Below are 13878 nucleotides of genomic sequence, written 5' to 3'. Positions count from 1 at the left end.
GACGCTGCTCAGGCGCCCCGCAAACAGTGCTTATTTGGCACCGGGCACCTTGCCCTCGATACCGTTCACATAGAAGTTGATGCTGCGCAGCCAGGCGTCATCGGCAACCTTGCCGGCTTCCAGCAGTTCCTTGCCGGTATTGTCCTTGATGGGACCGGTCCAGACGGCGAAGGAGCCGTCCTTCAGGCCGGCGCGAGCCTTCTCAACCTTGTCCTTGATTTCCTGGGGCACGTCGTCAGCGATCTTCTTCAGGTCGATGGCGCCTTCCTTCACACCCCACCAGAAGTTGCCGGTCTGCCACTTGCCGGCCAGCGTGTCTTCCACCACCTTGCTGTAGTAAGGAGTCCAGTCGATCACGGCCGAGCCCAGATGAGCCTTGGGCGCGAAGCCGCTCATGTCGCCGTCCTTGCCGAAGGCACGGGCACCGCGCTCCTCGGCCGTCTTCAGCACGGCTGGAGAATTGGTGTTCTGGTACATCACGTCCACGCCGCCGTTGATCAGACTGTTGGCGGCTTCGGATTCCTTGGGAGGAGCGAACCACTCGTTCACCCAGACCACCTTGGCCTTGATGGAGGAGTCGATGCTCTGGGCGCCCAGCACAAAGCTGTTGATGTTGCGCACCACTTCGGGGATTGGCACCGAAGCCACCACGCCCACGGTCTTGGTCTTGGTCATGGCACCCGCCACGATACCGGCCAGATAAGCACCTTCAAAGGTCTTGGTGTCGTACACGGCTGCGTTGTCGGCCGTCTTGTAGCCGGTGGCGTGCTCGAACTTCACATCCTTGACGTCTGCGGCGACTTTCTGCACAAAGTCCTGATAGCCGAAGCTGGTGGCGAAGACCAGCTTGTTGCCCTGACCGATCATGTCGCGCATCACGCGCTCGGCGTCGGCAGACTCTGGCACGCTCTCGACCATGGAGGTCTCGATCTTGTCGCCGAACTTCTCCTGGATGGCCTTGCGGCCCAGCTCGTGCTGGTAGGTCCAGCCGCCGTCGCCGATGGGGCTCACATACATGAAGCCGATCTTGAGCTTGTCGGCAGCAGGAGCAGCCGCAGGTGCGGCGGCAGGAGCTGCTGGTGCTTCTTCCTTCTTGCCGCAAGCGGTCAGCACAGCCATGGAAACAGCCGTCAGGCCGATCATCTTGATCAGAGCGCGTTTGCCCAGAGTTGTCATCGAAGTTGTCCTCTCGTTATTTTTGAAAAGCGGATTGCACCACATTTGGGCATCACGCTCCAGGGTAGAAGGGTTTTCCCAGGGAGGCCGGCATATTGGCTCGAATCCAGGTCGGATTACGCGAGATCAGCACCAGCACCACGATGGTGGCCAGATACGGCAGCATGGACAGAATCTGGCTAGGCACCTGGACCCCCGTGGCCTGCAGATGGAACTGCAACATGGTCACGCCGCCAAACAGATAGGCGCCCAGCAGGACGCGGGCCGGTCGCCAGGTCGCGAAAGTCGTCAGCGCCAGAGCAATCCAGCCTCGACCCGACACCATGTTCTCCACCCACAGCGGCGTGTAGACCACGGAGATGAAGGCCCCCGCCAGACCGCACATGGCACCGCCAAACATCACGGCCATCAGACGGATGCGTCGCACGGGGTAGCCCAGGGCATGGGCCGACGAGGGCGACTCGCCGACCGAGCGCAACACCAGGCCCGCACGCGTGCGATACAGAAACCAGACCATCAGGGCGGCCAGCACGATGGCACCGTATACCAGCGGGTGCAACGTAAACAAGGCCGGGCCCACGAGCGGCAGATCTGCCAGGCCGGGAATCGAGTACTTGGGCAGCTCGGGCAGCTTGGCCTGCACATAGCCCAGGCCCACGAAAGCCGAGAAGCCCGCGCCGAACAGCGACAGCGCAAGACCGGTTGCGTACTGGTTGGTGTTGAACCAGATCACCAGTCCCCCGAAGATGGCGGCCAGCAAGGCCCCGGCTAGCATGCCCGCGCCAAAGCCCATCCAGGTATTGCCGGTGTGCACGGTAGCGGCAAAGCCCGCAATGGCAGCACAGAGCATCATGCCTTCGGCACCGAGATTGACGATGCCCGATTTTTCATTGATCAGCAGGCCCAGGGCCGCCAGCGCCAGAACGGTGCCGGCGCTGAGTGTGGAGCCCAGCAGAAGTGCATAGGATTCCATGGATCAGGCTCCCTTCACTGCAGAAATGGCGCTGCCGGCTTTTTTTGCCACCCAGCGGATGCGATAGGCCACCAGCGTGTCGCAGGCCAGCAGCGCGAACAGCAGCAGTCCCTGGAAGACGCCGGTCAGCGCCTTGGGCAGGCCCAGACGCGACTGCGCCAGCTCGCCACCGATATAAAACATGCTCATGAGAATGGCCGAGAAAATCATGCCCACAGGATGCAGGCGCCCCACAAAGGCCACGATGATGGCCGCAAAGCCGTAGCCGGCGGGCACATAGGGCGTGAGCTGACCCAGAGGGCCAGCGACTTCCAGTGCCCCCGCCAGACCGGCGGTGGCGCCGGAGATCAGCAGCGCCGTCCACAGCGCCTTGCGCGAGGAAAAACCGGCATAGCGTGCCGCCGACGGCGCCAGGCCGCCGACCTGCAGGGCAAAACCTGCACGCGTGCGAAACAGAAATGCCCACAGCAGACCGGCCCCCACCAGCGAGATGATGACGCCGATATTCATGCGCATGCCCTGCACCAGCCGAGGAATCTGCGTGACGCGCTCAAAGCTCTTGGTCTGCGGGAAGTTGTAGCCCATGGGGTCCTTCCAGGGACCATAGACCAGATAGCCCAGTACCAGCGTGGCCACATAGACCAGCATCAGGCTGACCAGGATTTCGTTGGCGTTGAAGCGGTCACGCAGCAAGGCCACAATGCCCGCCCAGAGCATGCCGCCCAGCATGCCGGCGATCAGGATGGCCGGCACGATCCAGGGACCGGTGGTCTTGTCGGCCAGCAAGGCAATGCCGCCCGCAGCCACCGCCCCGATGACGAACTGGCCTTCGGCACCGATATTCCAGACATTGGAGCGAAAGCATACGGCCAGCCCCAGCGCGATCAGCAGCAAAGGCGTGGCCTTTACAGCCAGCTCGCCCAGGGCATAGCCCGACTTGATGGGTTCCCAGAAAAAGGCCTGCAAGCCCTTGACCGGGTCCTTGCCCAGCAGGGCGAACAGGCAAATCCCTACCAGCACGGTAATCAGCAAGGCCAGAATTGGCGAGCCATAGGTCCAGAACTTGGACGCCTGGGGACGTTGTTCCAGCTTAAGCATGGGCACCTCCCTGCACCGCCGCCGCATCCCACAGGCCGCTCATCCATTCACCTATCTGCTGCACCGTGGCAGCCGCTCTATCCACCGAGGGGCTAAGGCGCCCCTTGGCCACCACATGCAGGCGGTCACAAATCTCAAACAACTCGTCCAACTCCTCACTGACCACCAGCACGGCGCAACCCTGGTCGCGCAGCTTGAGAATCTCGCCCCGAATCTGCGCCGCAGCCCCCACATCCACCCCCCAGGTGGGCTGAGAGATGATGAGCAGACGTGGTTTGGCATCAATTTCACGACCCACGATGAACTTCTGCAGATTGCCGCCCGACAGCGACTGCGCGGCCGAATTCGGACCGCCGGCCTTGACGTTGAAGCGGCCGATGATGTCCCGCGCCTGCGCCTGCAGCGCCGCCATGCGAATCCAGCCGCCCTTGCCCACTGCGGTCTTTCGCGTCAGCAACAGGTTGTGGGCCAGGCCCATGCTGGGCACGGCCCCGCGCCCCAGCCGCTCTTCAGGCACGAAATGCAGGCCCATGCCACGGCGCCGACCAGGCCCCATGCGTCCCACGCCCTTGCCCAGCAACTGCACGGCCTCTGCCTCGGAGCGTGTGTCCTCGCCGGACAGCGCATACATCAGCTCTTTCTGGCCGTTGCCGGAGACGCCGGCAATACCGACGACTTCGCCCGCACGCACCTGCAGCGCAATGCTCTGCAGATCGACACCAAAAGGATCCTGGCTTCTGAGCGACAGCCCCTGCACACGCAGCACGGTATCGCCGGTATTCGCACTGCGGTGCTCCAGCTCCGGCGGCTCCGAGCCGATCATCATGCGCGACAGCGAAGCATTGGTCTCGTTGGCCGGGTTGCACTCCCCCGTCACCACACCGCCGCGCAGCACCGTACAGGCCGTGCACAGCGAGCGGATCTCATGCAGCTTGTGGCTGATATAGAGGATGGAGCAGCCTTCCGCGGCCAGGCGGCGCAGCACCACAAACAGCATCTCCACGGCCTGGGGCGTGAGCACCGAGGTGGGCTCGTCCAGAATCAGCACGCGGGGATTGGTCAGCAGGGCGCGGATGATTTCCACGCGCTGCATTTCGCCGACGGAAAGCGTGTGTACGGGACGATGCGGGTCCACCTCCAGCCCGTAATCGCGGGCCGTGGCCTGAATGTTCTCGATCACCTTGGCCAGTGCAATGCTCTTGTCCAGGCCCAGCCAGACGTTCTCGGCCACGGTCAGCGTGTCGAACAGGCTGAAATGCTGAAACACCATGGCAATGCCCAGTGCCCGGGCTTCCTGCGGATTGCGGATCTGCACCGGCTTGCCGTCGACCAGGATGGCACCCTCGTCAGGCTTGACCGCACCGTAGATGATCTTCATCAGCGTGGACTTGCCAGCGCCGTTTTCGCCCAGGATGGCGTGGATCTCGCCGGGCTTAACTTTCAGCGATACCTTGCTGTTTGCAACCACAGCCGGGTACCGCTTGGTAATACCCTCCAGCTGCAAGCGCGCAGGCGCACTCGCAGATGGGGAATGTGTCGGGGGGGGATTCATCGCTGGATTGTCTCTCAATTCAAATAACAAATTGACTCAAACAGGCTCTATGCGCTGAACAGGAATACGATACAAGCTATTGATTTCGCAGCGTTAGTGCAACATTGCGAACCACCTCTCGCAGCCAGCGTGTGGCGGCTCCGGCATGCGAACGCGCATGCCAGAGCTGGTAATAGACCAGCGGAGGGAATTCCACGGGGCAAGGCAGTATGGCCAGGGACAGACGTTCGCTGAAACGCTCACAGAACAATCTGCCCGAGGTCATGACAAGCAAGCTTGATGCCACCATGTCGGGAATCAGACTGAAATGCGCGCAGCGTGCCACCACCTGGCGGCTCAAACCCATGCCTGCCAGCTGTTCGTCTATCACGCCCAGGGCACCCGGATAGGCCGGGGTTGGCGCAATATGCTCGGCCTGCAGCCATTGCTGTACATCCCAGCCCCTGCGCACTGCCGGATGCTTGGGACTGACCAGACAGACCACCTCGTCCTCGAACAGCTTGGCCATGTGCAGGCCTTCCGGTGGCAGCGGCCAGTTGCCGATGACCACATCGATCTCGCCATCGGCCAGTTGTCCCTCGTAATGCGCTTCGGCGCTCAGTGGCAGAAAGTCCACCGGACAATGCGGGGCCTGCGCCTTCATGGCCGACATCAGCCGCGGCAGGAATTGGGGGTCCAGATAGTCGCTGGCCGCAATGCGGAAGGTACGAGTCGAGGTGCGCGGGTCAAACTGCCGCGCATCGCTGAACAGACCCTCGGCTGCACGCAGAATGTCTGCCGAGGGTTGCACCATGCGCAAACCCACATCGGTAGGCTGCATCTGTGCCCCGGAGCGCACCAGCAAAGGGTCGCCAGCGAGCTCGCGCAGACGCCGCAGGGCTGCAGACACCGCCGGCTGGTGCATGCCCAGTCGCAGCGCTGCCCTGGAGACGCTACGCTCCGTCAGCACCGTGTGCAGCACCCTGATCAGGTGCAAATCTATCTTGTCGAACAAGGTCTGGTCACGCATAGGTCACGGCCATCCGGGCGCTTTGGCACGGCCAGCCTCATCCATTTTGTATACAAAGCAGCCGCAGAGCGTAACTCAGTCAACCCCTTTGAGCAGCCAAGGGATTGCCCTCTAGGCTGTCATATCTGCCTTGAATTCAGCATGCGCAATCCGGCTCAGACCGCCGCCGTCATCACTTCCACACGGTTGCGCCCTTTGCGCTTGGCGGCGTAGCAGGCCATATCGGCCCCCTTGAAGGCGCTGGCCGCCGTGTGGTAGCTGGCATCCAGCAGCAACATGCCGATGCTGGCACTCAACATATAGCGCTGCCCCTGGTAGGAGCCCTCCCAGTCCTGTATGGCCATGCACAGCAGCTGCGCATGGCGCATGCCCTCCTCACGGCTGATTCCGGCCATGAGAATGGCAAATTCATCGCCTCCCACCCGCGCCACCCAGCCATGGGGTCGCACCGTGGACTCGATCAGGCGCGCGATATGGCCCAGCACCTCGTCACCCACTTCACGCCCGCCCTGGCGATTGACCTGAGAGAAGTGGTCCAGGTCCACATACAGCACGATGCCATGCGCCTTGGGCTCGCTCTGCGAACGGGCGATCACATTCGCGCCGCCCAGGCTCTCCAGATAGTCGGGAGTCGTATATTCGCGCAGCCATTCCTTGAGCCGCAGAGCAAACGCCGTTCGGTTGGGCAGACGGGTCAAGGGATCGTGCATGGCTTTCCAGCTCGATTGCTCGCGCAACTGCCGCTGCGTGGTCACATCCTCCAGCTCCCAGACCAGATATTGACCATCCAGCGCCTTGCCCGACTGCTCCCAGGCCCTGTGCATGCGCTGCATGCTCTGACCGTGAATTCGCACCCATATCGGCCTTGAATCCTTGCGTACCAAGCAGACTTCGCTATCAAATTGTCCGTAAGTATCCAGAGCCCGCCGGACCCGCCCCATCAGATCCTCATAGTCGGCATCGCTGGCACACAGATCACGCACGGCCAGGCCCTGCATTTCCTGAGGCTGATAGCCAAGTACTCTGGCTGCCTGCATGCCCACACGCTGCACCTTCGAGCCATGCGTCACGATCAAACCTACGGGGGCATAGTCCATCAAGGTCTGCAACTGCATCTGCAAATCACGCTCCAGCTCGCCATGCGCCTCATAACCACCGCCCAGGGCCTGCAAGGCAGTGCGCAGGGTCTGGGCCTCTCCCCAGTCATGATCGGACAGACCATGCCACCAGTTGCCCCCCCGGCTGCCCAAGTCCACTTCCAGCATCAGCCCGCGTCGAGAAGCCTGCTCTGCCGAGCGGAACAAGGCCGTCAGCGGATAGGCGATCAGGCAAAGCACCGCGCCAAGCAATCCAGCCAGCAACAGCAGGGCCGTGGCCAGCCAGCCCATCATCTTGACCGAGACTCCCGGCACCCATTCCTGAACGTTGCTGACCTTCAGCAGAGTCCATTGCGCCCAAGGCAGCGGCATGGCGCTCCAGAGTTGGTTATTTCTCTGCTCACTGACCGCACCGGTCTGGGCCGTCTTGAGCCAGGCTGGATCCAGCCCTCGAGGTAGCGCAGCATCTCCCAAGGCAGGGGGCAATTGCCACTGCCCTTTGCTGCTGAGAGCCAGCGGGCGCAGGTCACGGTCGATCAGCAGCAGCTGGCTACCCGCTTCGGCAGAGGCAACCTCCAGCGAAAACAACACCGACAAAGGCGTCCGGTAGCTGCCGCCAAGAACGCCCTGCAACTTGCCTTGCAGATCACGCACAGGCACGACATTCTGAAACTCCAGCTGCAGGCCCGCATCACCGGCACGCACCCAGGCTTGGGTGATCGGCTTGCCCTCTGCCAATGACCGCTTGAGCACTTCACGCAGCGGCTCTTCAAGCTGTTCTGCGGCCAGCGCCTGCTCCTGATGCAAATTGACCAGCAACTGCCCTTTTCCATCAGCCAGTTGAAGTTGCTCATACTGCTGTGCCATGGATGTGGGCTGCTTGAGCACGGCCTGCAGTGACTCCGGAGAATCATGCATATGACCCGCCAGCACAGAGGACAGACTATGCAGGGGCTTTTGCTGCTGCTCGACTCTGAAGGCCAGCGAACGAGCCGCGTATTCCAACGCCTTGGTCTGCGCCGGCAACGCTCCGTCCATGACCGCCCGGCGCAGGGAATAAGCCACCCAGCCCGCAGCGCCAGCTCCAGCCAGCAGCACTGCAATCATGGCAACAAGCACCATGCTGCGCAGCATGGGGCCTGGGCCTCTGCGTATCCGCCCAGACTGTGGTGCGGCAGCAACCTCCTCTGGCTGCGACGGCGCAACCCATGGCGGCTCTGCTTGCAGGGAGAAGACAGCATCTGACATGGGCCTCAATATAGAGAGCCGATGTCTGCAACCCAACGAGAGGAAACCCCGGAGATTGTCGACAAATGCTACGCCGCAAGCTCCTGCTCAGAGCAGAAGCCAAGCGCTGCATGGTCTGCAACCCGGCCCGGTATTTACCCCAGCGCCAGCACCTCCAGTGCGCCGGGCTTGGGCAATTCAATGACATTGCCTCGCCCGGCAATCAGCCCATGCTCTCGCAACTGCCGGAGCACGCGCGAGAATGTTTCCGGCGCAATACCCAGTTGCGCTGCAATCAGGCGTTTGCGTGCCTTGAGGGTGACATGCAGGGCATTGCCATTCCCTCCCGGGCTCGCATGGTTCAGCAGCCACTGGGCGCAGCGAGCTTCGGCGTCCTGAGCCAGGCGACTGACCGCCAGCTCGGTCTGCGAGCAATAGGCCCTGGCCAGATCTTTGAGCAAGTGCTGTACGGCGGGTGCAAGCTCCGCCACAGAGCTTAGAAAGCGCGCCAGAGGAATGATGTAGATGCGCCCAGCCGTCTGCGCCTGCATATCGAGGCAGGAAGGACGCTCCTGCAGCGCAAAAGCGGCATCCAGCCAGGTCGGCCCTTCCACCTGCCCCAGTTGATGGCGCATGGCCGAATCCTGCCCGACCCCGAGCATCACGCTGCCGCTTTCCAGATACAGCACCGAATCAAGGGGTTGGCGACGTTGCCTGAGCCAAGAGCCTGGAGCAAAGCTCTCAGGCTGCCCAAACGTGGAAGCGATTTGCGACATGGAGGGCATGGTGAACATATGCGCCACACTGTGCCGGGCTTTGCCCCGGCTCATATTGAGCCAAGTCAACAAGCCAGGCCGAGCAGCCAAAAGGGCCGCTGCCGAAGCCGCGGCCCTTTGGACCTGACCAGTCGACATTCCGGATCGACAGGTCGTAAACACAACTCAGCCCCCGGAAACAGATACGTCCAGGCGCCTCATATCGCTGCATCTTTTTCCAGTCGACCATGGATTGCCGATGGCTGTCATTCCTTACCGGACACAGGAAGCCAGCTAAGGCAGCAGACTCTCAGGGAACGCTGTCAGAAATACGGCAAGCGGCAGCCGCAGTGCCTCGGCGTCAAAACAGCTCCATCAGATCAGGCGCTGCGGTCGCAAAGCACCGCCATTCGTCGACCGGCTTGTGTGACGCGCACCTACCAAGTGTGTGCATAGCTGACTCGCAACACAGTGCCCGCTGCAGGGAGGCGGCTGGTGTTGTTGTTATTGCGAAGCAGCTGGCTGTATAGCGGGAAGTAGTTGCGGTTAAGCAGGTTTTCCACACCGAGCGATACGCGGTTCTTGGAGTCGATTTTCCATTGGCTGATCAAGTCCACTGTGGTGTAGCCCCTGGTGTCGTGGCGCCCAAAGCTGGTCTTGCCATCCAGGCGGTAATCCTTGGAGGCATATGCGCTTGCCTGGATGCGGTGGCTCCAGCTGGCATTGGGACGGTATTCCACATAGGCAGTCAGTTTGAGGGGCGGAATACGATAGCCCGTCATGTCCTGATAAAGGCTTGATCCCTGCGGAAGTTCACGCCCTTTCATCCAGGTAAAGCTCCCACCGCTGCTCCAGCGGTCATCGTCGCTGAAGTAATCGAGACCGCCTTCTACCCCCTTGATTTTTTCTTTGGTTCGCAGCAGCGTGAGCCCGTTATTGAAACTCTGCACGGCGCCGAGATCGGAGCGCGATTGAAAGGCTCCCAGGTTGGCAATGACATTGGAAAACTTGCCGCGCCAACCGACTTCCACGGTATCTGTTTTGACGGCCTGCAGGTTGGAATTGCCGATGTTGAAGCCCGCTGTGGCATTGCGCACCACGACCCCGATATCCGGCAGCTCAAAGCCCTGGCTGTAGGACGCATAGAACTCGTGTCCCTTGGTCGGCGCAAAGACCGTGCCCAGGTTGTAAGTCCATGAGCCGTATTTAACGGTACCGCCAGAAACGGACTGGGGGCTGGGCAATTTCGATTGCGACAAAGGGGTGAAGTCGTTGAAGCTGGCCTGAGCTCGGTCGTAGCGCGCTCCGCCTTCCACGGACCACTGATCGTTGAATTTGTGTTGCAGCTGGGCAAAGGCGCCAATGCTTCGAGTCGTGACCTGGGGCATATAGATCAGGCGGCCAATCTTGTTGAACACCAGACCTCCACTGGCGTCATAGGCCTTGGGATCAAAGATATCGATCGGCATGTCGGTGCGCTCGTGATTGAAGTCGGCCCCCCAGATCAGCAAGGTGTTCTTCTCTTGTCCGAGAGGTGTTTTGATGGTCAGGCGACCACCGAACACATCGGAGTTCTGCATGGACTGATCGACGTTGGCGCCTCGCACAGGAACGGCTCGTGCATCGAAGGGCGCAAAGCGCGTATAAAAATCCCGGTAATAGAGTTGAGCCGCCACGGCGCTGCCTGCGAGATCGCGGTTCTCATAGTCAAGACCCAGCATGGTGTTCTTGATCTGGTTTTGATCTGCAAGTACCAAGCCCTTGATAGGCCTGGCGGCTGCCGTACCTGCGGGCAAGCGGGCCACTGACGGATCGGATGCATAGTCGGTGTCCTGGCTGGCGTTGTAGTGGCTCGCGGAGAATTGAAGCCGTTGATTTGCGTCCAGCTTGAAGCCGATCTTGGCCGACGCGTTGTAGATATTGGAGTCGAACAAGTCTCCCTGGCTGGGCTCTGGTGCAATGCGGTTCCCCTTGGCGTCGAAAGAGCCTCCGACATGCTTGGCGCCCAGGCTGACGGAATAGTCGACCACATCGCCACCGCCAGAAAGATAGTGCTGGACTTCGGCTCCAAGCCCGGCGCCTCTGAGTTTGGACAGCGGTGCAGATCCAGTCACTATGGTCTCTGCTTTGGTCTCGCCCGAGGGGCGTTTGGTACGCACAGAGATGATGCCGCCTGCTGCGCCGCTGCCGTAGATGGCACTGCTGCCGCGAAGCACCTCGATCTGTTCGATGTCTGCAGGATTGATGTTGGCGAGGTTTCTGGATGAGTCGCGATTGGTGTTCAGCGGAACGCCGTCTACGAGGATAAGCATGTTCCGGCCACGCAGAGTCTGCCCATAGTCGGTGATTGTGTGGCTGGAATCGGCCATCCCTGGAACGACTTTGCTGAGCATGGTTGCCAGACTGTCGGAGCCTTGCCGAAGTTGCTGAACTTCTTCAGCTTCGAGAATACTGACCTGCCGGGACGGTGCAACGAGATTATTCTGGGTACGTGCCGTCACCGTCACGGCGGCAAGCTCTGGAGAGCCTTGGCTGCTGACGGGCACGGAAGCACTGCTCTTTTGTTCGATGGATGCCTTGGTGCTCCCCGGGACTTCCAGTGCATAGTTGCCTTCACTTAGACGACGTGCACTCAGTCCCGAGCTTTCCAGCAACTGTGCAAAACCGCTATCGACGGTGTGGAAACCAGACAGGCCAGGAGTACGCTTGTCCTTGAGCTTGCTCAGATCCATGCTGAGATTGATGCCTGCCTGAGCAGCAAAATCCATCAGTGCGGGGCCAATTGGGCCAGCGGCCACCTGATAGGACTTCTGCGCAGGACTGGTAACCTGATCTGCAGCGTAAGCCTCTGGCATGTGCAAACCGATAGCGGCTGTGCCGACGATGGCAACAAGAATTCCTCCGACTGCCGTTGCGACCGGGCGCAGTCGCATCGCATTGGCGTTCCTGTTGGGTTTCCGGACGTACTTTTCGGGCATCTGCTCAATCCTCCTGGCTGTCAATAAACGGGTCTTGATGCACTTGACAGGCGAGATTGAAAAACAGGACAGCGATTTTCGCTGCGGCCTGAATTTCCGAGGGCAGCATGCGAAAACCTGATCCCGGGAAACTTCAGGAACGCGTGACACTTATCCAGTAACGGGTGCGTTGCTGCCTATGGATTGGCATGGTCCGAGCCAGCAACTCGAGAATACGATCTGTATCGCGCAAATGGAATGTGCCGGACACGAGCAGCTCAGCAGCACTTGGATCGCAGCGCAGGATTCCTTCGCGATAGCGCTGCAACTCCTCCAGGAAGTCAGCCAAGCGCATGTTCTCGGCATACAGCACACCCCGAGTCCAGGCATCGGCGTGGGATGGCAGGGAGGTGAAGGCCCCCGCCTTGTGAGCATCGAAGTTCACTTGCTCGCCAGCCTGCACGACAAGCGATTGCCTGGAATGCGCAGGCATTACCTGCACCGCGCCTTGCAGCACCGACAGCGTCGTGCTTTGTGCATGCTTTCGAACGATGAATTTGGTGCCCAGTGCCTGCAGCCGCCCATCGGCAGTCTGGACAACAAAAGGCAAGGTCTTGTATTCGCTCAGGTGTGCGGTTTCCACCAGAATCTCACCAGCAAGATGCTGGATCAGACGTTCTTTGCCATCGAACTGAACGCTTATTGCGGAAGCCGTATTCAACAGCACCTGACTGTTGTCAGCCAAGGTCAGTTCGCGTCTTTCGCCTGTTGCTGTTCTGAAGTCTGCATTCCAGATGTGCCATGGCAGATAGCGGTAGGAGAACCAGCCAAGCATTGGAGTTGCCAGAGCGAGTGCCGATGCACGCAGAATCTGCCGGCGATTTCCCGCAGCACGTGGACGATCCAGAACGGCCATGCCAACTGCCGAGGGAACACCATCCATTCGGAATTTCAGTTGCTCTATGCGTTGCCAGACTTCCTCGTGGGTTGCACTGAGGCTGCGCCATCTGGCAAGCTCGGCCTGCTCTGCTTCGCTGAAGTCCGATGCATGCCGACGAGCCAGCCATTGAGCGGCCTCATCGAGAATGCTTGCATCGATTGCACTCATTTCAGGCGTCCAGCATTACGCGCAGGCATTGCCGGAAGCCCTGCGCCATATAGCGGGTGACCGTACGCACGCTTACTTGCATCTGCGTGGCGATCTCCTCATAAGCAAGCCCTTCGAGCTGCGAAAGCAGGAATGCGGTGCGAACTTTCGTTGGAAGCTCTCCCAGCAATGCATCCAGCTCCTCCAGGGTCTCCAGCAAGATGGCTCGGGCCTCCGCCGAGAGCGCGGTGGCTTCAGGCAATAGCTGCAAGGAGGCAAGATATGCCTGTTCGAGCGAGCGCCGTTCCAGGTGATTGATCATCAATCGCCTGGCGACGATTGTCAGATAAGCCCTGGGCTCTCTGATGTCTTCGATTGCTTGCGTTCTGGCAGTTGTCCAAATGCGCGTGAATGTGTCCTGCGCAATGTCTGCCGCATCACAACGGTTGCCAAGCTTGCGCTGCAGCCAGGAGATCAGCCAGCGGTTGTGCAGTGTGTACATGCTGCCAAGTGCTTCACTGGCGATGCTGTTGGCGTGGGTAGGCACCGAAGTCTCTCGTGCATTGGAAATGCAACGATTCTACATAAATGATACCCATTCTCACTTATTGAGAAGCCCCACCGCCCAGTGGGCACAGCCCTCTGTCAGGCCAGACCCGGTCCATCCGAGCGTCATCGCAGCCATGAAAAGCAGCCGCGCAGATGCATCAACTGCGCAGCCGCCGTCAAAGGATCTCGGATCCATATCTGCTCGGAATTAGCAAGAGCATCGTCCACCTGGAAGCCAGAGACCGGACTGCAAACTTCAGCACACCCGCGTCAGAAGTCAACCGTTGCCGACAGCGCCAGCGTGCGCGGTGCCCCCAGTGCTGTTAATTTCCACGCAAAACTGACCCGCCATTTCCATCTCAAACTGACCCACCCTTTGGCTTGAGCCGTAAGGCTCA

Annotated in this window: 10 protein-coding genes; all 10 read right to left on the bottom strand. The window is 60.5% G+C overall.

Going from position 1 to position 13878, the window contains the following annotated elements:
* Nucleotides 1-30: 30 nt before the first annotated feature.
* Complete coding sequence (locus tag ACWGXF_RS09180; protein WP_256631141.1) at nt 31-1176, bottom strand: BMP family ABC transporter substrate-binding protein; 1146 nt, start codon at nt 1174-1176, stop codon at nt 31-33.
* A gap of 52 nt (nt 1177-1228) precedes the next feature.
* On the bottom strand, nt 1229-2149 hold the full coding sequence (locus tag ACWGXF_RS09175; protein ID WP_003073332.1) for an ABC transporter permease: 921 nt from the start codon (nt 2147-2149) through the stop codon (nt 1229-1231).
* A 3-nt stretch (nt 2150-2152) separates the two neighbouring features.
* Nucleotides 2153-3247 (bottom strand): ABC transporter permease, encoded by a 1095-nt coding sequence (locus tag ACWGXF_RS09170; protein ID WP_256631142.1) that lies wholly within the window; start codon nt 3245-3247, stop codon nt 2153-2155.
* Nucleotides 3240-4799, bottom strand: a complete 1560-nt coding sequence (locus ACWGXF_RS09165; RefSeq protein ID WP_054074598.1) for an ABC transporter ATP-binding protein — start codon at nt 4797-4799, stop codon at nt 3240-3242. The genes ACWGXF_RS09170 and ACWGXF_RS09165 overlap by 8 nt, the downstream gene beginning before the upstream one ends.
* Before the next feature lie 76 nt (nt 4800-4875).
* Nucleotides 4876-5808 carry a LysR family transcriptional regulator gene (locus tag ACWGXF_RS09160; protein WP_256631143.1) on the bottom strand — a complete coding sequence of 311 codons (933 nt, stop codon included), beginning with the start codon at nt 5806-5808 and terminating at the stop codon, nt 4876-4878.
* A 155-nt stretch (nt 5809-5963) separates the two neighbouring features.
* Nucleotides 5964-8039, bottom strand: a complete 2076-nt coding sequence (locus tag ACWGXF_RS09155) for a sensor domain-containing diguanylate cyclase (protein WP_256631144.1) — start codon at nt 8037-8039, stop codon at nt 5964-5966.
* Between the two features lie 248 nt (nt 8040-8287).
* Complete coding sequence (locus tag ACWGXF_RS09150) at nt 8288-8926, bottom strand: Crp/Fnr family transcriptional regulator (RefSeq protein WP_039049055.1); 639 nt, start codon at nt 8924-8926, stop codon at nt 8288-8290.
* A 398-nt stretch (nt 8927-9324) separates the two neighbouring features.
* Nucleotides 9325-11742 (bottom strand): TonB-dependent siderophore receptor, encoded by a 2418-nt coding sequence (locus ACWGXF_RS09145; protein ID WP_452101878.1) that lies wholly within the window; start codon nt 11740-11742, stop codon nt 9325-9327.
* A gap of 256 nt (nt 11743-11998) precedes the next feature.
* Nucleotides 11999-12952, bottom strand: coding sequence for a FecR domain-containing protein (locus ACWGXF_RS09140; protein ID WP_256631146.1), 954 nt, complete (start codon nt 12950-12952; stop codon nt 11999-12001).
* 1 nt (nt 12953) lies between these two features.
* Nucleotides 12954-13433 carry a sigma-70 family RNA polymerase sigma factor gene (locus ACWGXF_RS09135; protein WP_034353742.1) on the bottom strand — a complete coding sequence of 160 codons (480 nt, stop codon included), beginning with the start codon at nt 13431-13433 and terminating at the stop codon, nt 12954-12956.
* Nucleotides 13434-13878: the final 445 nt, after the last annotated feature.

It is taken from the genome of Comamonas sp. HJ-2 (assembly GCF_053615495.1).
Note: the sequence above shows the minus strand (reverse complement) of the source record. Positions and strands in the feature narration are given on the sequence as shown.

Bases quoted from the DNA above. Each gene is read 5' to 3' on its own strand.
- ACWGXF_RS09155 (WP_256631144.1), bottom strand. From the start codon at position 8,039: ATGCTGCGCAGCATGGTGCTTGTTGCCATGATTGCAGTGCTGCTGGCT.
- ACWGXF_RS09170 (WP_256631142.1), bottom strand. From the start codon at position 3,247: ATGCTTAAGCTGGAACAACGTCCCCAGGCGTCCAAGTTCTGGACCTAT.
- ACWGXF_RS09140 (WP_256631146.1), bottom strand. From the start codon at position 12,952: ATGAGTGCAATCGATGCAAGCATTCTCGATGAGGCCGCTCAATGGCTG.
- ACWGXF_RS09175 (WP_003073332.1), bottom strand. From the start codon at position 2,149: ATGGAATCCTATGCACTTCTGCTGGGCTCCACACTCAGCGCCGGCACC.
- ACWGXF_RS09180 (WP_256631141.1), bottom strand. From the start codon at position 1,176: ATGACAACTCTGGGCAAACGCGCTCTGATCAAGATGATCGGCCTGACG.
- ACWGXF_RS09145 (WP_452101878.1), bottom strand. From the start codon at position 11,742: ATGCCAGAGGCTTACGCTGCAGATCAGGTTACCAGTCCTGCGCAGAAG.
- ACWGXF_RS09135 (WP_034353742.1), bottom strand. From the start codon at position 13,433: ATGTACACACTGCACAACCGCTGGCTGATCTCCTGGCTGCAGCGCAAG.
- ACWGXF_RS09165 (WP_054074598.1), bottom strand. From the start codon at position 4,799: ATGAATCCCCCCCCGACACATTCCCCATCTGCGAGTGCGCCTGCGCGC.
- ACWGXF_RS09150 (WP_039049055.1), bottom strand. From the start codon at position 8,926: ATGTTCACCATGCCCTCCATGTCGCAAATCGCTTCCACGTTTGGGCAG.
- ACWGXF_RS09160 (WP_256631143.1), bottom strand. From the start codon at position 5,808: ATGCGTGACCAGACCTTGTTCGACAAGATAGATTTGCACCTGATCAGG.